The sequence below is a fragment of the Duganella aceris genome (assembly GCF_011090165.1).
In the GTDB taxonomy this organism is placed as follows: Bacteria; Pseudomonadota; Gammaproteobacteria; order Burkholderiales; family Burkholderiaceae_D; genus Rugamonas; species Rugamonas aceris.
This window is the reverse complement of the sequence record NZ_JAADJT010000002.1, coordinates 16,805-37,845: the sequence shown is the minus strand read 5'-3', so window position 1 is coordinate 37,845 and position 21,041 is coordinate 16,805. Positions and strand designations below refer to the sequence as shown.

16 protein-coding genes are annotated in these 21,041 nt (G+C 67.7%); 8 read left to right on the top strand and 8 right to left on the bottom strand.

Annotated elements, in window-relative coordinates:
• Nucleotides 1-35: 35 nt before the first annotated feature.
• The 5 genes from GW587_RS31165 to GW587_RS04645 all read left to right on the top strand — a co-directional run bounded on the left by GW587_RS31165 (nucleotide 36) and on the right by GW587_RS04645 (nucleotide 7,472).
• Nucleotides 36-1,337, top strand: coding sequence for a hypothetical protein (locus GW587_RS31165; protein ID WP_371875543.1), 1,302 nt, complete (start codon nucleotides 36-38; stop codon nucleotides 1,335-1,337).
• The gene (locus tag GW587_RS04660) at nucleotides 1,334-2,389 is read left to right on the top strand and encodes a hypothetical protein (RefSeq protein WP_166099241.1); all 1,056 of its coding nucleotides are present in this window, start codon (nucleotides 1,334-1,336) and stop codon (nucleotides 2,387-2,389) included. Before GW587_RS31165 ends, GW587_RS04660 begins: the two co-directional genes overlap by 4 nt.
• 99 nt (nucleotides 2,390-2,488) lie before the next feature.
• Nucleotides 2,489-4,750, top strand: a complete 2,262-nt coding sequence (locus GW587_RS04655) for an SPFH domain-containing protein (protein WP_166099239.1) — start codon at nucleotides 2,489-2,491, stop codon at nucleotides 4,748-4,750.
• A gap of 33 nt (nucleotides 4,751-4,783) precedes the next feature.
• Nucleotides 4,784-7,087: an SUMF1/EgtB/PvdO family nonheme iron enzyme gene (locus GW587_RS04650; protein WP_166099237.1), complete on the top strand. Its 2,304-nt coding sequence runs from the start codon at nucleotides 4,784-4,786 to the stop codon at nucleotides 7,085-7,087.
• A 40-nt stretch (nucleotides 7,088-7,127) separates the two neighbouring features.
• Nucleotides 7,128-7,472: a zinc ribbon domain-containing protein YjdM gene (locus GW587_RS04645; protein ID WP_166099234.1), complete on the top strand. Its 345-nt coding sequence runs from the start codon at nucleotides 7,128-7,130 to the stop codon at nucleotides 7,470-7,472.
• Here the strand turns inward: GW587_RS04645 and GW587_RS04640 are convergent.
• Complete coding sequence (locus tag GW587_RS04640) at nucleotides 7,456-8,100, bottom strand: GNAT family N-acetyltransferase (protein ID WP_166099232.1); 645 nt, start codon at nucleotides 8,098-8,100, stop codon at nucleotides 7,456-7,458. The genes GW587_RS04645 and GW587_RS04640 overlap by 17 nt on opposite strands.
• A 173-nt stretch (nucleotides 8,101-8,273) precedes the next feature.
• Here GW587_RS04640 and GW587_RS04635 point away from each other — a divergent pair, with 173 nt between their 5' ends.
• The 3 genes from GW587_RS04635 (at nucleotide 8,274) to GW587_RS04625 (ending at nucleotide 11,817) form a co-directional block, all read left to right on the top strand.
• Nucleotides 8,274-10,466: a hybrid sensor histidine kinase/response regulator gene (locus tag GW587_RS04635; RefSeq protein WP_229259296.1), complete on the top strand. Its 2,193-nt coding sequence runs from the start codon at nucleotides 8,274-8,276 to the stop codon at nucleotides 10,464-10,466.
• Between the two features lie 68 nt (nucleotides 10,467-10,534).
• Entirely contained in the window at nucleotides 10,535-10,933 is a 399-nt protein-coding gene (locus GW587_RS04630) for an OsmC family protein (RefSeq protein WP_166099228.1), read from the top strand.
• Nucleotides 10,934-10,938: 5 nt separating this feature from the next.
• Nucleotides 10,939-11,817: a pirin family protein gene (locus GW587_RS04625; RefSeq protein WP_166099226.1), complete on the top strand. Its 879-nt coding sequence runs from the start codon at nucleotides 10,939-10,941 to the stop codon at nucleotides 11,815-11,817.
• Between the two features lie 18 nt (nucleotides 11,818-11,835).
• On the opposite strand, the gene GW587_RS04620 is transcribed toward GW587_RS04625, so the two are convergent.
• The 7 genes from GW587_RS04620 to GW587_RS04590 form a co-directional block, all read right to left on the bottom strand.
• A complete protein-coding gene (locus GW587_RS04620; protein WP_166099223.1) occupies nucleotides 11,836-13,323 on the bottom strand; it encodes an FHA domain-containing protein in 1,488 nt (495 codons plus the stop codon).
• A gap of 153 nt (nucleotides 13,324-13,476) precedes the next feature.
• On the bottom strand, nucleotides 13,477-14,487 hold the full coding sequence (locus GW587_RS04615) for a PP2C family protein-serine/threonine phosphatase (RefSeq protein ID WP_166099221.1): 1,011 nt from the start codon (nucleotides 14,485-14,487) through the stop codon (nucleotides 13,477-13,479).
• A 77-nt stretch (nucleotides 14,488-14,564) separates the two neighbouring features.
• Nucleotides 14,565-15,065, bottom strand: coding sequence for an SH3 domain-containing protein (locus tag GW587_RS04610; RefSeq protein ID WP_166099218.1), 501 nt, complete (start codon nucleotides 15,063-15,065; stop codon nucleotides 14,565-14,567).
• A 5-nt stretch (nucleotides 15,066-15,070) separates the two neighbouring features.
• Nucleotides 15,071-16,702 (bottom strand): hypothetical protein, encoded by a 1,632-nt coding sequence (locus GW587_RS04605; protein WP_166099215.1) that lies wholly within the window; start codon nucleotides 16,700-16,702, stop codon nucleotides 15,071-15,073.
• Between the two features lie 3 nt (nucleotides 16,703-16,705).
• Nucleotides 16,706-19,393: an FtsW/RodA/SpoVE family cell cycle protein gene (locus tag GW587_RS04600; RefSeq protein ID WP_166099212.1), complete on the bottom strand. Its 2,688-nt coding sequence runs from the start codon at nucleotides 19,391-19,393 to the stop codon at nucleotides 16,706-16,708.
• Nucleotides 19,393-20,427 (bottom strand): serine/threonine-protein kinase, encoded by a 1,035-nt coding sequence (locus tag GW587_RS04595; protein ID WP_166099209.1) that lies wholly within the window; start codon nucleotides 20,425-20,427, stop codon nucleotides 19,393-19,395. The genes GW587_RS04600 and GW587_RS04595 overlap by 1 nt, the downstream gene beginning before the upstream one ends.
• Nucleotides 20,428-20,494: 67 nt before the next feature.
• Nucleotides 20,495-20,920 carry a glycine zipper 2TM domain-containing protein gene (locus GW587_RS04590; protein WP_229259295.1) on the bottom strand — a complete coding sequence of 142 codons (426 nt, stop codon included), beginning with the start codon at nucleotides 20,918-20,920 and terminating at the stop codon, nucleotides 20,495-20,497.
• Nucleotides 20,921-21,041 lie beyond the last annotated feature (121 nt).

Genomic DNA, 21,041 nt, shown 5'->3' with positions numbered 1-21,041 from the left:
CTGCGGGGAAGGTGGTTGGCGAGCAGGGTGAGTCGGTGTTTTGTTTTCATCCGGGGCCGTACTCGGTGGATTTGGTGCCGTTCATCGCCGCGCCGGAGTGGGGGCTGCGGTTGCGCTTCGTGATCGATGCGGCCAATCCGCGCGTGTCGCAGCAGCGCTTCGATTTGTATTTGTACAGCGAGACGGCGGGGCGCCTGGCGCTGGCCGATTTTGGCGCGGCGGTCGAGATGGCGCTCCAGGCGGAATTGGCGCAGGGCGCGCTGGAACTGCCGCCATGCACGTCGCTGGAAGAATGGCACGCTTTCCGCGCTGGTTTGAATCAGCTGATGTACACGCGCTATGGCGTCACGGTCGACGACTGCGTGCCGGTCGATCTGGGCGAGCGGGTGGACTTCGCCGACGTGCTGAAAACACGCGCCCAACGGGCAGCCGAAGCCGAAGCGGCAGCCATCGCGGCCAGCGCCGCCAAAGCGGCCACCACCGCCGCCGCACCGCCCGCCGCCGAGCGAGCCATCGTCTCCTCCGCCGCCGGCGCGCCCGTGCGCGTCGCCACGCCTTCCTCTGCCGCTGGCGAGTTCGCGCTCGCCGCCGCGACTCACACGCTTTCCGGCCCGCTGCCACCTGCCGCAGCAACGCCGGTGTCTGCCGCCGTGCCGACATCCTTTGCCGCTGCACCGCTGGGGACCGTGCCGCCGCTCGATGCCGCACCGTTGGGGACTGTCGTTTCGGCGCTAGCTGCCGCATCGCTGACCGCCACCACGCCGCTGCTCGCCGTCGCCGCCGCAGCTGCGCCGCCGTCCGCCGCCGCGTCGCCACCCGACGTCGCCGCCGCAGCAGCAGCGCCGTCCGCCGCTGCGCCGCTGCCCGCTGTCGCCGCGCTGCACGGCGCTGGTTCGCCGCCGTCGTCCGCGGCGCCACTGTCCACCGCGCAGCAAGACGCCCGCGCGCTGCGCCGCCTGTTCCTCGAACTGCCGGCCCTGAGCAGCGAGCTGCGGCTGCTTATCCTGCCAGCCGGCCTGCCGACCTTCCAACAGCACCAAGCCCTGTTGCTGCGCCTCGGCATGGCCACCCTGAACATCAACACCATGCCCGCGCTGGCCTGGGCCGCCCCCGACCAGCCACTGGCGGCGGAAGACCAAACCCGCCGCGCCGCCCAAACCCTGACCGCCCAAGCCGCGCTGGACGAAGCCTGGTCCCTGCTAGCCCGTCTTCAGCTGGCGGACCCGGAACAATGGCCCCACCTGCTCGACGAAGCCGACCGCATCTGCGCCAACCTCGAAACCGGCCTGTCGCTGCGCCGCCAGCCACACCTCCCCCGCACGGAACCATCGCTATGACCACACTCTCGATCACCGCCGTGCCGACCAACGCCGAATGCCGCTGCATCCTGGCCGACGGCCGCATCCTCACCATCACCGCCAGCCGTCGCCCGCGCGCCAACCGCGCCGACGTCAAATGCACAGTGCCCGGCGCCCCGGCCATCGCCGAACGGATGCAGGAAGTGGTCCGCCTCGCACGCCACACCGAAGTCCGCTTCGACAGCCGCGACCAGGTCGTCCTCAGCATGGACATCACCCCGCCGATCGAAGACCGCGAATGGGAATTCGCCGCCGTCATGGCCGACCGCATGGTGCGCGGCCTGCAAGCCATCCCACGCAAGCCGTTGTACGCGCAAGGCCGCTCCGACGCCTGGCACCTCGGCCGCGTCGACGGCGAATTGAACACCGCCCCCCCGACCTCCGAAGCGCTGCTGATTACCCACCTCGGCGCGCTGAGCGGCCACGCCGACCCTTCGGCCTCCGTGTCCACCGTGCGCACCTGGTTCCCGCTGCACAGCGGCGGCATCAACGACAGCCTGGGCTGGGTCGAAGTCAGCGTGTTCCCGATTGAAGCCGATCCCGTAACGGTCAACGAATCGGCCAACGCCACCCACACCGCCGCCGCCAACAGCGAAGAAGACACCATCGCCGCACCGGGCCTGGACCTCACCGTCCAGCAGGAAGTGCGGCAGACGCTGGCCGGCGCCCGCCACTTCGACGGCAAGGGACTGGGCCGCTGGCGCAGCGTGGTGCGCTTCGGCCAGCCGCGCTTCCAGGGCGGCTCCTACCAACTGGCGCTGGTGATGGCCGACCGCCTCGCGCGCGGCAGGGAGTTCGTACCGCGCGGCCGCATCATCGCCACCGGCTGCTCGACGGCCTGGCACGCCGGCCGGGTCGATACCGTCGACGGCCGCGAACCGAAGCTGGAATTAATACTAAAACAAGTCAACCCCGGCGACCGGGTGCTGCTGCCCAAGGCCTGGCAGGACGAGTTGCCGCCCGGATTCACGGCCGAGATGCGCCGGAAGGGCGCCAGCATGGCCTGCATCGACCGGATCGGCATGATTTGAAGCGGCGCTGAATCGTGCGCAAGAATGAAACCGGCGTGCCCTGCTAAAATCGGCTGATCGCAGGGCGGCCCGGAAGATGAATCGAAGAAGGAGTCTGACATGTTCCAAAAGTTTGGTTTTGGCGGCGTTAAATGCCCGCGGTGCGAGCACAAAAACGACGGCGAGTCGGGCTACTGCAAGCACTGCGGTTTGACCTTGGGCGCACCGCGCAACGAGCCGGTGCTGCGCGACAACCGCTGGATACCCGGCGACGACGAACTGGCGGTCTATTTCGGCGTCAGCACCTTGTCCGGCATCTTCACCAAGACGCTGCGCGTGCCCGCCACCGCGCGCGCCTATATTCTGCAAGCCGACAAGGCCACCGAAGTGCCGCAGGGCGAGTACGAGATCGAAGGCTTTTTCACCCGCCTGAACCACCTGCTGCGCAACCAGAACGCCGAGATCCTGATCACCCGCAGCGCACCGCTGCCGGTGGAGTTCAGCTTCAGCGACCTGCATACGGCGGAGCATCTGAAGATATCGGCCCGCTTCACGGTCGCCCTGCGCATTGAAAACGTGCCGGCCTTCGCGCAGCATTTCATGACCGTGCCCGGCGTGGTCAGCACCCTGCATCTGCACGACCTGCTGGAACCATCGGTGCGCCAGCTGGCCGCCGAATTCGTCGGCAGCCGTTCGATACGCGACATGGCGCACAACGCCGACTTGCGCCTGCAACTGGACGAACGCCTGCAAGCGGCGCTCAAGCTGCGGCTCGCCACCTATGGCCTGGCGGTGGACCGGGTGGAAACCGCCGCCCTGCGTCACGACAAATTCGACCACAACCGCGAACGCATCGGCACCCTGTGGCTGGTCGCCGACGAACGCCATGTGCAACTGGAGCACGTCAAGCAGCTGGACCAGATCTACGACGAGGAAGAATGGCAGGCCATCTCGCGCGAAGAACAGAAGATGCGCACCGACTTCCGCCGCGCCGAACTGCGCCAGGATGCCAGCGTCCAGAAGGCCGAGCTGACGCTGAAGGAATCCGAACGCGTGCAAGCGCTGCGCGCGCGCGAGGTGGACCTGTACAGCCGCATCATGGAATCGAAAACCCGCAAGGTCGCGGTGGACAAAGGCGCCGGCACCTTGCTGGCCGACCTGGAACACGAACTGGCCAGGAACAAGGCGCATCGACTCGGCGAGCAGGCCGACTGGGACCACGTGCGTCATCTGGCGCAGATCAAGATGCGTACCGACCTGGAAGTGCTGCAGCAGACCGCCGCCGAGCAGCGCCAGTTGGCGCAGCAGCGCTTCTCGCATCAGCTGCGCCAGCAATCGATTGAAAGCCAGATCGCGCAAGCCTTGCTGATCGAGGACGAATCGCACCGCCGCAACGAACTCACCGCACTGCGCCAGCAGGAAAAGGACGAGAAGGCGCGCGAGCTGCAGATCGAGCACGAAGCCCACGCGACCCGCATCCAGGGGATGACGCTGGCCAGCGCGGCGCAGCGCCGCGAGGCCGAGCGCGTGCAGGAATGGGAAGATCAGCTGGCCTTGGCCCGCCAGCGCGATCTGCTGCGTGGCGACGCGGTCAAGGATGCGTCCAACGCGGTGCAGGTGGCCGAGATCAATCAAAAGATCGAGGACCTCAAGCGCACCGGCGCGCAGGCCGATTCCATCGCCCAGTACGAGAAGCTGTTGCGCACCATCGAAGCCGACGGCATCCACGCGCGGCAGAACCAGGCCAACAACAAGCAGGCCATGCTGGATCAACTGGCCATCGACGAGCAGCGCCAGATTCTCAAGCAGCAGGAGCAGGAAGCGGCCTGGCAGCGCGAGTTGAAGAAGTTCGAGCAGGAGCGCGCCGCCGCCTTCAACGTCCAGCAATCGCAGCAGGACCACGAGATCCGCCGCATGGAGACCATCGGTCGTCTGAGCGACATGGCCATCGCCGCCGTCGCCGCGCCGTCGAACGTGGCGGCGGTGGAACAGATCATGAAGCTGCAAATCCAGGGCGGCATGACGGCCGAGCAGATCCAGGCGCTGTCGCAGGTGGTCGCGGCGGAACACGGCGTGACGCCGGCCGAAGCGGCGCGCCTGGCGCATGAACGCGTGCTGGACGAGCGCGCGCACCGCGACACGGAGCTGGACAAGGATCGCCGCCATCAGCTCGATCTGCTGAATGTGCAGAACTCGGCCAGCGCCAGCGCGCTGACCACGCAAAGCCAGTTGGGCGTCGGCGTGGCGCAGGCGGGCGCGCCGGTGCATCACCATCACGCGCCGGCGGTTGGCGCCGTGCGGCGCTGCCCGAATGGCCATCCGGCCCGGGCGGGCCATCCGGAAGACAAATTCTGCGCCGAATGCGGCGCGCCCCTGGCCTAACGACTTTCAGCAGGAACGGTTACACTTCGCTTAATGATGCAAACTGCAAGAGACAAGATCCGCGAGCTGCGGGCCTTACATGATGACGGTCTGTTGAGCCTCCAAGAGTTCGATCGTCGCAAGAACGCCATCCTGGATGCGGAGTACGCGCCGCCGGGAGGCAACGCCACGTCGGTATCGGCGCCGCCGGTGCGGCAGGGGACGGAGCTGGGCCTGATGTCCGGCCAGGAGATCGGACCGCAAAACCGCCGCTACCGGCTGGAACGTCTGATCGGCATGGGCGGCATGGGCCAGGTGTGGCAAGCCACCGACCTGGCCACGCACGCGGAGCTGGGCCACAGCGACCTGGTGGCGCTGAAGATCCTGCCGCCGCAGCTGACGCAAAGCGCGATCCACGCCAAGCTGCTGATCGAGGAAGCCACGCAGGCGCGCAAGCTGGCGCATGAAAACATCGTCCGCGTCTACGAATGGGCGCAGGATCCGGCCACGTCCAGCTATTTCATCATCATGGAATACCTGGAAGGCCAGGACCTGGACGCCTACCTCGCGGCGCAAGGCCCGCTGCCGCTGGAGGCCGTGTACCGGCTGCTGTCGCCGGTCGGCGACGCGCTGCAATACGCGTGGGACAAGCACAAGCTGGTACACCGCGACATCAAGCCGGGGAACGTGTTCCTGACGCAGCGCGGCGAAATCAAGTTGCTCGATTTCGGCATCGCCTCGCGCGCGCGCAGCGCCGGCAGCAGCCTGGGTTTGCAGACGCCCAACGCCGGCACCGCCGGCTATCGCGCGCCGGAGGCGGGCACGCATCAACGCCAGCCGGCGCCCAAGCTGGATGTGTACGCGGTCGCCGTGATGATCTACCAGTTGCTGGAAGGGCGCATGCCGTTCGACGATATGCGCCCGGCCGATTTCCATCCATCGCCGCCGCAAGGCTTGAACGAGCGTCAGTGGAAAGTGCTGAGCAACGGCTTCGCCTATCAACAGGAGCGGCGTCCGGACTCGGTGAATCAGCTGCTGACGGACTTGCGCCGCGCCGCCGGACCAAGCGAGGAGGAACTGGCGGCGCAAGCCGCGCAGGCGGCACAGGAAAAGCAGGCGCGCGAGCAGCAACGGCAAAAGGAGCAGGCCGCGCAGGCGGAACAGGCGCGCGTCGCCGAGCTGAATCGCCAGTCGCAGGCGGCCGAACTGGCCAAGCGCCGTCAGGCCGAGGCGCACGCCGCCGCTGCCGAGAAAGTCCGGCTCGATCAGCAGCGCCGCGCGCTGGAAGCCAGGCAGCGCGCCGAAGCCGAAGCGGCCGCGCTGGCGCGTAAACAAGTGCTGCGCGAACAGCTGCAAGCGCGCCGCGAGGCCGACGCCAAAAAGGCGCGCGAGGAGCAGGAAGAACAGCAGCGCAAGGCCGCGCAGCTGAAGGCGGAGGCGGCGTATCGCCTGGAGCAGGAACGCCACCGCAAGCAGCAGGCCGCGCGCAACGCGGCCGAACTGGCGGCGCTGATGCCAACCGCCGCCAGCCCGGTCGCGGATCCCAGCGGCATCCTGCGCGACCGCTTTGTCGATGGCACTGGAACCGGTCCCGATCTGGTGCTGATTCCGACCGGCCGCTTTCAAATGGGATCGCCGGAGCATGAGCAGGCGGTGGCGATCAAGGCCGGCGCGCAAAAGAACTGGCTGGAGCGCGAGATGCCGCAGCGCTGGGTCGGCATCGAGCAACCGTTTGCGATGGGCCGCTTCCCGGTCACGGTCGGTCAATGGCGGCAGTTCGTGCGCGACACCGGTTGGGAGTCGCAGTCCGACACCGACTGGCGCGCGCCCGGCTTCGCGCAGAACGACGAGCATCCGGTGATCGGCGTCAGCTGGGTGGACGTGCAGCTGTACCTGCGCTGGCTGTCCGGGAAAACCGGCCAGGTCTACCGCCTGCCGAGCGAAGCGGAATGGGAGTACGCCTGCCGCGCAGGCACCAAGACCGCGTTCAGCTTCGGCGACAGCATCACCACCGAACAGGCCAACTACGACGGCCACTACACCTACAACGGCAGCCCGCGCGGCGCCTACCTGCAAGGCACCAACAAGGTCACCGCATTCCAGCCCAATCCATGGGGGCTGTTCGACATGCACGGCAACGTGTGGGAGTGGACACAGGACGTGGTGCACGATAACTACGTCGGCGCGCCGGTCGACGGCAGCGCGTGGGAAGAGGGCGGCGATCCGGTGCGGCGCATCCTGCGCGGCGGCTCGTGGCTGTACAACCCGCGTTATCTTCGCTCGTCGGTGCGCAACGGCTTTTCCGCCGTGCTGGCCAACGACATCGTCGGCTTCCGGGTCGCGCGCAAGTTGGTATAGGCTATACTGCCGCCTTCTTTTCTATCCCTGGATCCAAACGATGAGCGCTTTGCCACCATGCCCTAAATGCCAATCCGAATTCACCTATGAAGATGGCGCCCAGCTGGTGTGCCCGGAATGCGCGCACGAGTGGACCGCCGGCGCGGGCGATGCCGCCGAAGAAGGCGCGCGCGTCTACAAGGATTCGGTCGGGAACATCCTGCAGGACGGCGACACCGTCACCGTCATCAAGGACTTGAAGCTGAAGGGGGGCGGCGGCACCGTCAAAGTCGGCACCAAGGTCAAGAACATCCGTCTGGTCGACAGCGACCACGATATCGACTGCAAGATCGACGGCTTCGGCGCCATGAGCCTGAAGACGGAATTCGTCAAGAAAGTGGTTTGATCGTCACGGTGGAGTAGGGCGACCGCACGCTCCAGCCCAGCGTTGAATACAGCGCCCGTCCCGCCTCGGTGGCGACCAGCACGCGCCGCGCCGCCTTCGATTGCTGCGCCGTTCCCAATGCGGCCATCACCGCCGCGCCCAAGCCCTGGTGCTGGTGCGCCGGTTCGGTGGCGATGCGGTCGAACACAAACACCCCCTCATATTCCACCGCATGGCCGCTGGCGGCCACCGAGTCGTCATCGGCGAAAATGCGCGCGATCGTCACCGCCGATTCGGTGACGAGCTGCAGCCGATAGCCCATCGGCACGGACGGCACGGGACTGCGCCACCCCTCGTAAGTCATCAGGTAGGCGCCCGGCTGGAGTTCCCATCTGGTCGGAACGCGCGCGAGCAGCTGGTGGCTGGGCCCGCACATCTTGATGAAAATATGCGGCGCGTTGATCGACCGCGCCAGGTCCTGTATCTCGTCCGCCGGGCCGGCAAAGACGTAACGGCAGCGTTCTTCCAGGGTCCCCGTATCGACGCGCAGGCCGCCGCGATCCGCGACCGGCTGCGGCAATCCGCGCGCGATCGAGCGCGCGCGCAGCCATCCCTCAAGCAGCTCCGCATCGACGTAATTTTTCATCATCCCATTCCAAGATTTCGCAGCGCCCATTGTGCCATCAAACCCGAGACGGGGCGTCCGGCATGGATTCATGAGATCATGAGTATCGCCTCCAATCCGCACAACAGCGCGAACTTGCTGTAAATTGACGACTTTGATTTTTATCCCGCCATTTCATGCGCTCACGGCCACGGTTTATGTTCTCCTTGCGGTACCTGCTGATCATGCTGACCGCGATCGGGCTGTTGCCGCTGGCATTGCTGGGCGCCTGGAGCATCCACACCGCCGGCGAGTACCAGGAGCGCGAGCAGGAGCGGCTGATGCTGGACCTGGCCCGCGCCTTGTCCAGCGCCGCCGACGCTGAACTGGACGGCGCCGTGGCGATGCTCACCACCCTCGGCCGCTCGGACGCGCTGCAAGACGGCGACCTGCGTATCTTTTACGACGCCGCCCGCACGCTGGCAAAGGCGCAAAGCGACTGGCTGGGCGTGATCCTGACCGACGGCACCGGCAAGGTTCTGTTCCGCACCATGGACCCCTACGGTGCGCCGGCCGGCCCGCTGGCCGATCCCGATAGCCTGCGCCAGGTGCTGGCCATGCGCCAACCCGTGGTCGGCCGCATCGCGCGCGGCGCGCGCGGACGCTCGGCCTTTCCGGTGCGTGTGCCGGCCACCGGCGCCAAAGGTGAGCTGTACACGCTGACGGCGGTGATCAGCCCCGACCGCATGGTGCGTCTGATCGAGCGCCAACGTGTGCCCGACGGCGCGGTGACGACGATCCGCGACAGCGCCCGCGCGGCGGTGGCCCGCTCACTCGATCAGGCGAACCGCGTCGGCGCCATGCCCAGTCCTTCGCTCGCGGCATTGATGCAAAGAGAAGGTCCGGAAGGCTTCGGCGAAACCACCACCACCGAAGGCCAGAAGCTGCTCACCGCCTACACCACCTTGTCGCGCTACGGTTGGGCGGTGGGAGTCGGGCGCCCGGCCGAGGAGGTGCACGCCGCCGCTCTCGATCGCATGGGCGTGTATGGCGCCGGCATCATCGTCTCGCTGCTGGGCTGTATCGCGCTGGCGTCGCTGTTGGCCAACCGGCTGGTGACCACCATCGAGGCGCTGCGGCAGAACGCCGCCGCGCTGGGCTCCGGCGCGCCGTTGACACACACGCCGTCGTCGATCATCGAAATCGAAAAGATCGGCAAAGCGCTGGAGCAGGCTGAAAGCCAGCGCAGCGCGCAGGAGCGCGAGCGCAAGCTGCTGCTCGATTCCCTGAACCAGGCATTGGCCAGCCACCAGACCGCGCTGGCCGATGCGCGCGAGGCCGGCCGCGCCAAGGACGAATTCCTGGCGGTGCTGGGCCATGAGCTGCGCAACCCGCTCAGCCCCATCGTCACCTCGCTCGACCTGCTGGACCTGCGCGACGACGGCGCCAGCCGCAAGGAACGCGGCGTCATGCGCCGCCAGGTCAACCACCTGCGCCGGCTGGTGGACGATCTGCTGGATGTCTCGCGCATCATCTCGGGCAAACTGGAACTGGACGCGCGCCCGGTCAACCTGGCCGACGTGGTGCGTCATGCCGTCGCGGCGGCGCCGGGCCAGCAAATCAGCGTGTCGGTGCCGGATGCGGTGTGGGTGCAGGGCGACGATAGCCGCCTGACTCAAGTGCTCAACAACTTGCTGTCGAACGCGGCGCGTTTCGGCAGTAGCGCCACCCAGGTGACGCTATCCCGCGACGACGGCCAGGCGCGGCTGCTGGTCAGCGACAACGGCATCGGCATGAGCGGTGAACTGATGGCGCGCGTGTTCGAACCATTCCACCAGGCGCCGCAGTCGCTGGCGCGGCGCACCGGCGGGCTGGGTCTGGGGCTGGCGATCGTGCGCAAGATCGTCGATCTGCATGGCGGCCAGGTCGCGGTCCGCAGCGCCGGCGCCGGCGCGGGCAGCCAGCTGGAAGTGGTGCTGCCGCTGTCCACGCCACCCGACGTCGAGCATCAAGCGGCGGCGCAGCCGGGTCTCACGGGCCTGCGGCTGCTGCTGGTCGACGACAACGTCGATGCCGCCGCCGCCGGCGCCGCGCTGCTTGAACTGATGGGTCATGAAGTCAGGGTGGCGAATACCGCCGCCGCCGCGCTGGACGCGGTGCGGCGCGAACTGCCGGAGGTGGCCATCCTCGATATCGGCCTGCCGGACATGGACGGCTATGCGCTGGCCGGCGAGATCCGCCGGTTGGCCGGCGGCGCGCCGCTGCGGCTGGTGGCCTTGACCGGCTACGGACAAAAGGAGGACGTCGAACGCGCCTTCACGGCCAACTTCGACCTGCACCTGACCAAGCCCGCGACGCTGGCCGATTTGCAGCGCGCCACGGTGCCCATGCCCCGGGGCGTAGACGTTTAGTAGAGGCGCAAATCGGCCATTCGGTGTAAATTGTGGGTTCTGAACTTTCAGCCAACAAGGAACACCGAATGACTATCAAAGTATCGCGCGATCAATCCCTGCCGATGCGCCATATCGTCCATGTGCGCAACCACATCATCTCGACCGATGGCTCGGTCGAGGAGGGTGGCAACGATGCCGGCCCGTCGCCGCACGACCTGTACGACGCGGCGCTGAGTGCCTGCAAGGCCCTGACCGTGGTGTGGTACGCCAAGCGCAAAAACATCCCGCTCGAGCATGTCGAAGTGAGCCTGGAGCGCGACGCCAGCGAAGAGCGCCAGGGCACCTACCGCCTGGCCGCGACGCTGCACCTGAGCGGCGACCTGACCGAGACCCAGCGCGCCGAGCTGCTGTCCGCCGCGCAGAAATGCCCGGTCCATAAACTGATGACGTCCGTGACCACCGAGGTCACGACCGTGCTGGGATAACGACCATGACGATTTCGAATCTGTTGAAGGGCCACGAAAAAGACCTGGGCGGCGGTTTCGTCGTGCGCCGCTACCTGCCGTCCGCGATCAAGCAGGCGGTCGGCCCGTTCATCTTCTTCGACCATTTCGGCCCGGTCGACGTGCCGGTCGACGCCGACCACGACGTGCGTCCGCACCCGCATATCGGCCTCTCCACCGTGACCTATCTGTTCGAAGGCGCGATGGATCACCGCGACAGCATCGGCACCTTCCAGCGCATCGAACCCGGCGCGATCAACTGGATGACGGCCGGCCGGGGCATCGTCCATTCCGAGCGTACTCCGAAGGACCTGGTCGGCGTGCCGCACCGCACGCACGGCCTGCAACTGTGGGCCGCGTTGCCGCTGGCGCATGAAGAGGACGAGCCGGGCTTTTGCCACACGCCCGCCGCCGATATCCCGGAGCTGGTGGTGGACGGCGCGACCGTGCGCGTGCTGGTCGGATCGGCCTTCGGCAAGGCATCGCCGGTGGCGACCTACAGCCAGACCCTGTACCTCGACGTCAAGCTGAAGGCCGGCCACGAACTGTCGCTGAGCGATCTGCCGAAAGAAGCGGCGATCTATCCGATCAGCGGCGAGCTGGAAATCGACGGCGTGGCGCTGGCCTTGAACAACATGGCGCTGTTGGACACCGGCAGCACGCAGCTGGTCAAGGCGGGAGCGGAATCGCACTTCGTGCTGATCGGCGGCGAGCCGCTGGACGGCCATCGCTTCATGTCGTGGAACTTCGTCTCGTCGAGCAAGGAGCGCATCGTCAAGGCGGGAGAAGATTGGGAGGCGCAGCGTTTCGAGAAGGTGCCCGGCGAAACCGAGTGGATTCCGCTGCCGGCCAGGAAGCCCCTGTAGACCGACAACCGCCGCGGGTCAGGCGGTTTGCATGGCGTTGGCCGCCATCGTGCTGTGCAGGTCGGCGGCGCCGGTGCGGATGATCCAGTGTTCCGGATACGGATCGCTGGCGAAGCGGTTGTGGCGCGGGATGCGGCTCAGTTTATCCAGCGACACCGTCGGCGCCAGCGCGGTCTCCTTGCCGGTCAGCTGATCCAGATGCCAGAAGCCGCCGTCGCGATGCAGCAGCAGCGGCAGCGCGGCCGCGTGCGGCGCGGCGGCGAAGGCCTTGACCGGATAGCCGGGATGCGTCTCCGGCGCCAGCAGATACAGGCATTCCGCGTTGGCGCCCTGGTCGACGCGATGCAGGATCACGCCGTGCGGCATGATGGCCGATACCGACAACACCACGATACCCTTGATGCTGGCGCTGAATTCGATGCGCATGCCGAGGCGCAGCGCGGTCGGCTTGTGCTTGCCCGGCCAGACGCCGTCGAGCAGGATGCCGTAGCGCGACACGTCTTCGATTTCAAAACCCTGGCCGCTGCGGCGGATCACCGCGTGGCGCCCGGACAGGCGGCGCGTCAGGCCGTTGGTTTCCTGGCCGTCGACGCTGTAATGGGTCAGCAGCACGTCCGATTCCGGATCGACCAGTTCAAAACGACCGAGCACGCATTCTTCCATCGCGAACAGGCGAATCTGGCGCTGCGCGCCGGCTTCCGGCGCGGCGTTGACCAGCGACGCGGCCCGGCTTGGATGCGGGTGCATGGCGGCGGCCAGCGGCATGTCGATTTCGATCAGGTCTTCGTCCCAGGCGATGGTGGTGAAGCCCATGTCCACTTTGCCGGCCGGCGCGTTCAGGTCCAGGTGCGCGATGCCGGCGTTGCGGGCGGTGACGTCGATGTCCATGCTCTCGCCGCCTTGCGCGCTGACGCGGGCGATCGAGGCGTCGTCCGCCATCACGCGCACGTTCTTGTGCGTGCTGAGGAAGATGCGGTGGATCTCGGTCAGCGTCGCGTCCAGGCGTGGCACCAGGATCACGAAGGTGCAGACCCATTTGCGCGAGGCCATGCCGGCGTGCGTGCTGAGTAGCTCGATGCTGATCTGGTACTGGCCGTGCTCCTTGCCGCGCGAGGAGAACTCGACGAACACCGGCCGCCATTCGCCGCTGGTGGCGCGCACGAATTGCTGGCGCGAGGCGCCGTTGGGAATCAGGTCCGATTGCAGTTGCAGCGCCAGTTGCGGCGCGCAGGCTTCCGGCATGCCGCGCAGTTCCATCTTCAGCGTCTGGCGGCCGCCGGCGGCGCGCGGGTCGAAGCCGCTGATGTGCAGCTGCGGACGTTCCGATTGCGCGCGTTGCAGGGGGCGGGCGTAGGTCGATGGGGCCATCGAAGCCGCAGTCACGGGGGCGGCATCCAGCGCCGTGCCGGTCGAGCCGGGACGGGATGTGCGTACAGCACTCAGTAGGTCATAGCTGGAGGGCGTTGCTTGGGCGTGACCGCCTTCGCAAGCTTGCTCTCCAGGCATGACCCAGTAAGTGCAGTGCGGGTGCTGGGCATTACTGCATTTGTTCATGGCATACCGACCGATGGAATACCTGTCAGTTTATGCGGTTTACACTTGGTTTGGCAATCAAAGGCGCATCCGAAGTATGTATTTTTGAGACTCCACGTGCGGGTGTCAAAAATGCGACGGTATTGATGCCGTGGGTAGTGCCGTTTCGTCAATATTCCCGCTGGTTTGAGGCTGCGCGGCGGGAGCGAAACGCAGCACGATCGCGCTGACGTTGTCGATGTGGAGCTCGGGCGGCGGGTGATCGGCGTAATCATTGAACAACGCGTCGAGCGCGGCGCCGGCCGAGTGGCCCGGCTGGACCAGCAACGCCGGCCAGCGCCGGGTCCACAATTGCGGTCGGGCGCAGGACCAGAAGCCGTCGGTGGCCAGCAGATAAGTGGCGTCGGCGCGCACCGTCAGCGCGCGGCGGTCGGCCAGATGGCCCAGGAAAGGCGGCAGGTTGGAGGCGTCCAGCGGCAGCAGGCCGTTTTCCAGCACCTGCGGGTTGGCGAAGGCGTTGCCGAGGATGTAGGCTTGCGAGATCTGCGCGCGGTGCTCGCCGTGCACCTGCTGCCACCATTCCTGTTCGCCCAGCAGGCCGTGCATGGCGAACGCGGTGGCGGGCACGTGGTCCACCGTCAGCGGCTGCGCGGCTTGCGCGGTGATTTCGTACAGGCGCGAGTCGCCGGCGTGGTACAGCATCGGCGCCTGGCCGGGCGGGATCTCCAGCAGCGTGAGCGTGGTGCCGGGACGGCGGAAGCTGTCGTTGTCGCCGGGGCGGCTGAAGTGCGCCTGCAGGTCGGCGTGCAGCTGGTCGAGGCGCGCGCTGAGGTCTTCCAGCGTGGCGCAGGCGGGGATGCGCAGCAGGCCGGCGGCCACCGCTTCGGCGGCTTCGCGTCCGTGGCCGTGGCCGCCCATGCCGTCCAGGATCGCGAGCCGCACGTGGCCATGCGGCCAGTTCGGCAGCAGCGTCGTTTGCGCGGTCTGCTCGCGCAGCAGCACGGCGCGGCCGTCGGCGTCGATCAGCAGCAGGTTGTCCTGGTTTTCCGGCACTTGCAGTTTGCTGATGCTGGCACTGCTGCGGGCCGCGACGTCGAGGCCGGGACCGAAGTTGAGCATGTCGGTAATGCGGGTCATCGTGGCGGGCGCCGGGGCGCGTGATGCGAAAGGCCACAGCTTAGCTGAAATCGACGGCAAGATGGACGACATTTCAGTCATTCGCCGCTCCGTCGCAGCCATAAACTGCTGACCCAGCCGGTGCTTTCGCGGCCGGCCACGCTGGCCTTGATCTGCCACCAGTCGCCGCTGCGCATGCCGGTTGGCGTGACGGTGGCGCCGGCCGGCACGGTGATCAGGCGCGGCGCGTCGACGCCGGCGGTGGCGCGCAGGTTCAGCGCGCGGTGGACCTGGAACGGGCGGCCGGCGATCGGGGGATCACGCCGCGCCAGTGCCGCCGCCGCAGCGGTAGAACCGTCCGCAACCTCGGCGCCGCCGCCGTCGGTCGCGCCGCTCGTGCCCGCGGCCATCGCCGGCTTGCCTGGCGCCGCGTACAGAATCACGCTGCCGATCGCCCATGCGCCGCCGACCATGATCAGCAGCGCGCGCGCATTCGGGCGGCGCCACCAGCCGCGTGGCGTCAGGTAGGCGGCCAGGAACAGCGTGATCACCAGTCCCGCCGCGAACGCGCAGGCCGAGTAAAGTTTGGCGGTCTCCATGGTGCTCAGGCGTCGAAGCGCAGCACGTAGTGGCCGGCGACCAGGTGATGGCCGTTGGGCAGCAGGTAGGCGGCGTCCGCGATGGCGGCGACGAAGTCGAGCTTTTCGTCCAGGTGATACAGCGCCTGCGTCGTGCTGAGGCGGCCGATCTGGTAGCCTTTCGCCGTCGCTTCGAAGCTGAAAGCGCTGCGCGACAGGCCGATGCGGTCGGCGCTGGCGGCGCCGCTGCCGTTGCCGCGTTTGAGGAAGCGCGGCGAATCGAGCAGGCGCAAGGCGGACAGCATCGGCGAGTTGCGGCCGAAAGTGAAGCGTGCGCCCATCGCCACGCCGGCGCCGACCGGCTGCGCGAGGCAGACCACGGCGCGGTAGCGGTCCGCCATCTCCGGCGCTGCCGGCAACAGCCGGATCGCGCGCGAATCGACCGGCGTGAAGGTGGCCGGCGCGGTGATGCGCTGGCGGCCTTCGGCGGTGCAGGCGTACAGTTCATCGGCGGCGTCGACGACGAAGCTGATGGCCGGTTGCGCGTCCGCCGACAGCGTCAGCGAGCGGTCGAACGGCAGCTCCAGCGTCTGCGCGCCAGTGTCCCGATAGCGGCTCAGGCGCGGCAAGGCCAGCGCCACCAGGCTGACGCGCTGTTGCGACACCGGCGCGTAGGTGGCGTCGCTTTCGCCGAACTGGTTGGCTGGCTTGTGGCTGGCCGCCACCGGCACGGCGGTCAGGTCTATCGGCGCGGCGCCCGAGCGGCTCTGCCACACGGCGGGTTTGGCCGCCGCCACCGGCGCCATCGGCGCGCCTGCGGCCACGCCCCTCGACGAGGCTATGGCTTCTGCCGTCGCAGGCTGCGGCGCGGTGTATGGCGCCGAAGTGGTGGCCATTTGGCTGCCGGCCATGTGGCGCGCGGCCGGCATGGCCGAGGTGCGGCCGATCTTCAGCAGCAGGCGCGGGCTGCCGCCCGGCGCGTCGCGCAGCGATTTGATGGTGTAGTAGCCGCTGCGCGGATCGTAGCGGCAATCGAAGGCATCCTTGGGGCGCATCTGCACCACCGGCTGCGAATCCGGGCCGTCGTTGATGATCAGGATCGCGCCGTCCGGACCGAACGGCCAGCCGGCGGCGGTGAAACTGGCTTCGCTGCCTTCGCCGCCGATCAGCGCCAGGCGCTGGTTCGGGTAGATCGGGCACACCGGATGCCAGATCGCGCTGTCGCGCGAGACGCTGACGTTGTAGAGAATTTTTTCATCCGGCGCCGGCAGGTAGACCGCATGCCCGAACTTGACCTCGATCTCGCCGGGCGCCAGCGACGACGTGCCGATCACGTCGTAGCGCACCTGGTCGGCGCCCAGCAGGTCGCCGAAATCCTTTTGATGCAGGGCGGTCAGCGTTTGCGCCAGGTCGCGGGCGCGGGCGCCGCGCGTCAAATGGTAGTCGTCGTCGACTTCTTCCTGCGGCAGCATCAGCGTCACATGGGAGAAGCAGCGGGTGGCGGCGCGGCCCTTGTGTTCGCGCGGGCTGCGCTCCAGCAGATCGCGCAGCAGCGGGCGGCGCGAGAACAGCGCCAGGCCGGGTGCCTGCCAGATCGCTTCGGCATTGAACACGTCCTGGATACGGCCCAGGACCTCGTGTTGAACATAGATCGGCATGATTCATTCTCCTTCTAAAGATGGCGCGCTGATCGCACTAAACGCTAGCAGGGGGCAGAGGAAAAACAGCAGATGGCTGCCGCCGGCCGACAGAAAACTCATCGGCTGGCCCATGATGGGGAAGATCGCCAGGTTGGTGCCCCACGACAGCAGGAAGTGGCCCAGCACGAAGGCGCCGCCGCCGCACAGGGCGAAATAGCGGAAGCGGCCGGCCCAGGCGTGGCGGAAGTCGCGCGCGGCGGCGCCGCTCTTGTGGGCGCGCAGCGCGGCCAGCAGGATGCCGGTCAGGAAGGCCGCTTGCGCGAGCCACAGCAGCAGGCCGCCGGCCAGGCCGTGTCGGTTGAGGAAGAAGGACGCTGCGAAGTCGTCCTGCACGGCGGGGATGTGCACCACGGCGCCGGCGGCCTGGCCCAGCGACCGCAGGCCGAGCCAGTGGTCGGCGCCCAGCCATCCGCCGTCGCTGATGGCGCGCGCGCCCAGCAGCAGTTGCTGGCCGGTGTGCGGGTGCTCGGCGGGGTTGAGCCAGACCAGGAAGCGGTCGGCGTAGAAACCCCAGCGTATAAGATCGTCGGTGCCGACCATGCGCAGGTAGACCACGGCGCCGGCGGCAAGCAGCACGCAGGCGATCAGCGCGGCGGCCAGCAGGCGGTTGCCGGCGGCGGTGGCGTAGGCGAAGGCCATGCCGGTGCTCCAGATCAGCAGCAGGATCAGCGGCGAGAAGTCGTCGACCTGCACCAGCGCCAAGCCTAGCAGGGCGAGGAACAGCAGCGCGGGGGCGATCAGTTGTAGCCAGCGTGCGCCTTGGTCTTTGAGGCCTTGCGGGCCGCGCTGGGGTCCACTGAGCCAGCCGAAGCGCAGCGCCAGGCAGTGGGCGGTGAGGGCGGTCAGGGCCAGCTTGGCCAGTTCCACCGGTTGCAGGTCGAAAACGCCGGTTTCGTCGCCCCACAGCACCTGGGCGGCCAGCGCGGCCAGGGCGATGGCGGTGAACAGGGCGAGCAGCCATTCGATGCTGCGTTGGCGCAGCGGGGCGTGTTGTGCGGCTTGCTGTCGCGCCCACAGGCGCAGCAGGCCACCCAGGCCTGTGCCGATCGCCAGCATCGCGGTGCTTTTCTGGTAATAGCGCAGCCAGGAGGATTCCTGGGCGCCGAGGCCGAGTTCCAATTGACTCAGCAGGCCGGCCGCCAGCAGCACGATGGCGGCCGCTGACAGCAACGTCAAGCGGCCGGGCAGGGCGAGCCACAGCAGCAGCGCGCAGGCGCCGAGCAGCAGCGAGCAGGCTGCGCCTGGCGGAAAGCCGGCGCGTTGCGAGATCAGGGCGATGACGCCGGTCGCCAGCATCGCAGCAGCAGCGATCCACGCGCCGGCGGTGGCGACGTGGCCGGCCCAGGGCGACGAGCGGCGCATGGCCTGCATGGACGCATCAATGCGGTTGGCGGCGAACGTCGGCGCGCGCGTGGCTGGCGTAGCAGCAGTGCCGCTGCCTGAGGGGGGCGCGGCGCGCTGGGCGCGGCCCTTCGACGGCGGCGAGCGGGTGGCGCCGCTGTGGGCTGGATAGGCAAGCGCGCCGGCGGCCGCCATGGCGATGGCGGCAAGGCATATCGCGATGCCGAGCCAGAGGACATTGGCATGCCCGGCCTGCCACAGGTCGCGCTGTTGCCATTGCCAGCTGATTTGCTGCGGCAGCTTCAGTTCCGGTTCGCTGAACAGCTTGACGTTGCGGCCAGGGTTGAGCGTTAGTTGATCGCCATTGGCGACGACCTGGAAGCGCGTGCGGCCGACCTGAATCGCGGTCACACCGGCCAGTGGGGCCTCTTGTTTGCGCAAATCCGTCTGGCCTGCGGCGCCGCTCAGCAGCACGGCGGCGCGGTCGCCATCCGGATTGCCGGCCGTAAGCTGCAAGCGGCCGTCGACGCGACCCAGTTGCGCCGCGCCAGGCGTCACCTGCGGCAGGCCGAGTCGATTGTCGCAATAGAGATTGCCGCCGAAGGCCAGCGGACGCGCAATCGTCAGCGCCAGCGGCATGGCGCGGTTCCACAACGCCAGCGCCTTGGTCGACAGCCGGGATTCCGGGCAGTTGGCCTGGGCCCGGCCGTCGCGGTACAAGGTGGCGCCGTCGTAACGCCACTCGTGGCCATCACGGGTAAAGGCCGCGCCGCGTGCATCGGCGGAGCGCACCTCGAACACCGCGCCATCGATCTGAAAGCGCTGTTGGTCCTGCAACGGCAGGCTGCCCAAGCGCTGCTCCGCCGAACCGCGCAGCAGCAGCACCTGCTTGGCCGCGCTGAGATTGCGCAGCATCCAGGCGCCTTGCGGATCGCGGCGTAGCGACAGATGATTGCGGTCGGCCTGTGGCGCGCCAAGTTCGCGCTGGCCAAGCGTAATGTTCTCGCCTGCTGAGAGCTGCACGGTGACGGCGGAAGGCAACCAGGCCGCCGGCGCGCGTAGCAAGGCCAGCGCCTGCAAACCGCACAACGCGGCGAGCAGCCCGAGAGTGGCGGCCATGCCCACGTTGCGCATGGCGGCGCGGCCCAGGGACAGCGCCGCGCCAACCACCGCGCCGCCCAGCCACTCCAGCGCGCGATGAAACGGCCGGCTGGTCGCAACGTGGCGAAACGGCGTAATGCTGCGGGTTGAATGATACTGCGCGCCGCGCCGGGCCGCGCCCGATGCGCGCGTAAAAGAGATCGCCATCAAGCCCCCTGGATGTTGCGCCAGCCATTGGCGGCGGTTGGACGGCGCATGCCGTGGATAGGATCGGCGGCGTTCAGCACACCGCGCTCCTGTTTGACGCCCTGGATAGCATTGAGCATGCGACTGATCTGGATCGCATGGCGTGGACGCATGGCCGGATCGATGTTGAGCAGCGCGCGCAGCAGCTCGAGCGCCGCGTCGCGCATCGTGGCCGGCATCGCCGCCGCGAAGCGGGCTTCCTCCTCATGATGCAGCACGGGGGGGATGGCGCCGCCGTGACTGCGGCGCAGCAGGTCGGCGCCGGCCACGTGTTGATCGCGATAAGCCTGGCCGCAGTCGCTGCAAAAGCGCAGCGGCAGGCCACCTGTGACGAGGAAGTAGAACATCGCGCCCAGCGAGAAGTAATCGCTGCGCGCGCCGGTGGCATAGCCGCCGCCGTCGGCGGGAAAGAACTGTTCCGGCGCCTGCCAGTTGGCGGTGCCGGCATACGAATGCGCCTGAAGACTGCCCAGATGACGGTTGGTGCCGAAATCGGCCAGTTTGACGGTGTCGAGCCGCTGGTCCAGCAGCACATTGGCCGGTTTCAGGTCGAGATAACGCCATCCGTATTGGTGCACCTTGGCCAGCGCCTGGTTGATCTGCGCGATCCAGCCCAGCGCCTGCGGCAACGGCACTTCCTCGCCGCGCCCCTTGAGCGCGACCATGTGCTTGCCCAGGTCCGCGCCCATCAGCTCCAACGCCAGCACCGGCAGGCCATCGTGCCAGCCGCTGTCGAGCAGGCGCACGATGTGACGCTCGTCCCATGGCTCCAGCGACTGCAGGAAGGCGATTTCGTTGTCGGCGCTCTCGGTCCAGCGCGCGCGCTGGGCCGGCAGCGCGCGCGCCATCTGCTCCTGGTTTATGAGCTTGATGGCCACGTCGCGCGTGCCGTGCGGCCCGCTGGCGCGCCAGATGATGCCGTAGGCCGATCCGCCGATCTGCTCGCGCAGCCGGTAGTGGCCCAGTTCCAAAGCGATGATTGCGTCTGCTGTCATGGTTTCCCCCGTCAGGCAAGGCTAGCGGAGGGCAGACGAAAAAAAAGCCCCGAAGGGCTTTTTTTACTTAACGGCCGTGGTGGCCGCGATGGTCGTCGCGATCCCAGTGGCCGCCGCGACCTCCGCGATAGTCGCCGCGATAATAGTCGCGGTAGTACGGACGCGGTTCAACGTAGACCACACGCGGGCCCGGGTTGTAGTAGCGCGGCTGCTCGTAGTACACCGGGGCCGGCTCGTAATAAACCGGGGCAGGCTGCGAGTACACGCGGGTCTCTACGTAACCGCGACCACCGCCGCGATGATAGCGGTCGCCGGTGTTGATGTTGTTGCCGACCGCCGCGCCGACCAGGCCGCCGACGATGGCGCCGTCACGGCCGCCGGCGCTGTTGCCGATGGCTGCGCCGACCACAGCGCCGGCCACCGTGTTGAAATCACGGTCGCTGGCGAAGACCGGCGACGATACTGCTGCTACGGCCAGTAACGCTACACCCATAAATTTTTTGCTCAACATGGTAGTTCCCCTTGCTGCGGCTCGGATCGAAATGATTCGTTAGCCAGTGACTCCACTATATGCCGCCAGAAAATTAACGCCACGTCTTATACACATGCTTACA

Bases quoted from the DNA above. Each gene is read 5' to 3' on its own strand.
- GW587_RS04660 (WP_166099241.1), top strand. From the start codon at position 1,334: ATGACCACACTCTCGATCACCGCCGTGCCGACCAACGCCGAATGCCGC.
- GW587_RS04655 (WP_166099239.1), top strand. From the start codon at position 2,489: ATGTTCCAAAAGTTTGGTTTTGGCGGCGTTAAATGCCCGCGGTGCGAG.
- GW587_RS04650 (WP_166099237.1), top strand. From the start codon at position 4,784: ATGATGCAAACTGCAAGAGACAAGATCCGCGAGCTGCGGGCCTTACAT.
- GW587_RS04645 (WP_166099234.1), top strand. From the start codon at position 7,128: ATGAGCGCTTTGCCACCATGCCCTAAATGCCAATCCGAATTCACCTAT.
- GW587_RS04640 (WP_166099232.1), bottom strand. From the start codon at position 8,100: ATGATGAAAAATTACGTCGATGCGGAGCTGCTTGAGGGATGGCTGCGC.
- GW587_RS04635 (WP_229259296.1), top strand. From the start codon at position 8,274: ATGTTCTCCTTGCGGTACCTGCTGATCATGCTGACCGCGATCGGGCTG.
- GW587_RS04630 (WP_166099228.1), top strand. From the start codon at position 10,535: ATGACTATCAAAGTATCGCGCGATCAATCCCTGCCGATGCGCCATATC.
- GW587_RS04625 (WP_166099226.1), top strand. From the start codon at position 10,939: ATGACGATTTCGAATCTGTTGAAGGGCCACGAAAAAGACCTGGGCGGC.
- GW587_RS04620 (WP_166099223.1), bottom strand. From the start codon at position 13,323: ATGCCTGGAGAGCAAGCTTGCGAAGGCGGTCACGCCCAAGCAACGCCC.
- GW587_RS04615 (WP_166099221.1), bottom strand. From the start codon at position 14,487: ATGACCCGCATTACCGACATGCTCAACTTCGGTCCCGGCCTCGACGTC.
- GW587_RS04610 (WP_166099218.1), bottom strand. From the start codon at position 15,065: ATGGAGACCGCCAAACTTTACTCGGCCTGCGCGTTCGCGGCGGGACTG.
- GW587_RS04605 (WP_166099215.1), bottom strand. From the start codon at position 16,702: ATGCCGATCTATGTTCAACACGAGGTCCTGGGCCGTATCCAGGACGTG.
- GW587_RS04600 (WP_166099212.1), bottom strand. From the start codon at position 19,393: ATGGCGATCTCTTTTACGCGCGCATCGGGCGCGGCCCGGCGCGGCGCG.
- GW587_RS04595 (WP_166099209.1), bottom strand. From the start codon at position 20,427: ATGACAGCAGACGCAATCATCGCTTTGGAACTGGGCCACTACCGGCTG.
- GW587_RS04590 (WP_229259295.1), bottom strand. From the start codon at position 20,920: ATGGGTGTAGCGTTACTGGCCGTAGCAGCAGTATCGTCGCCGGTCTTC.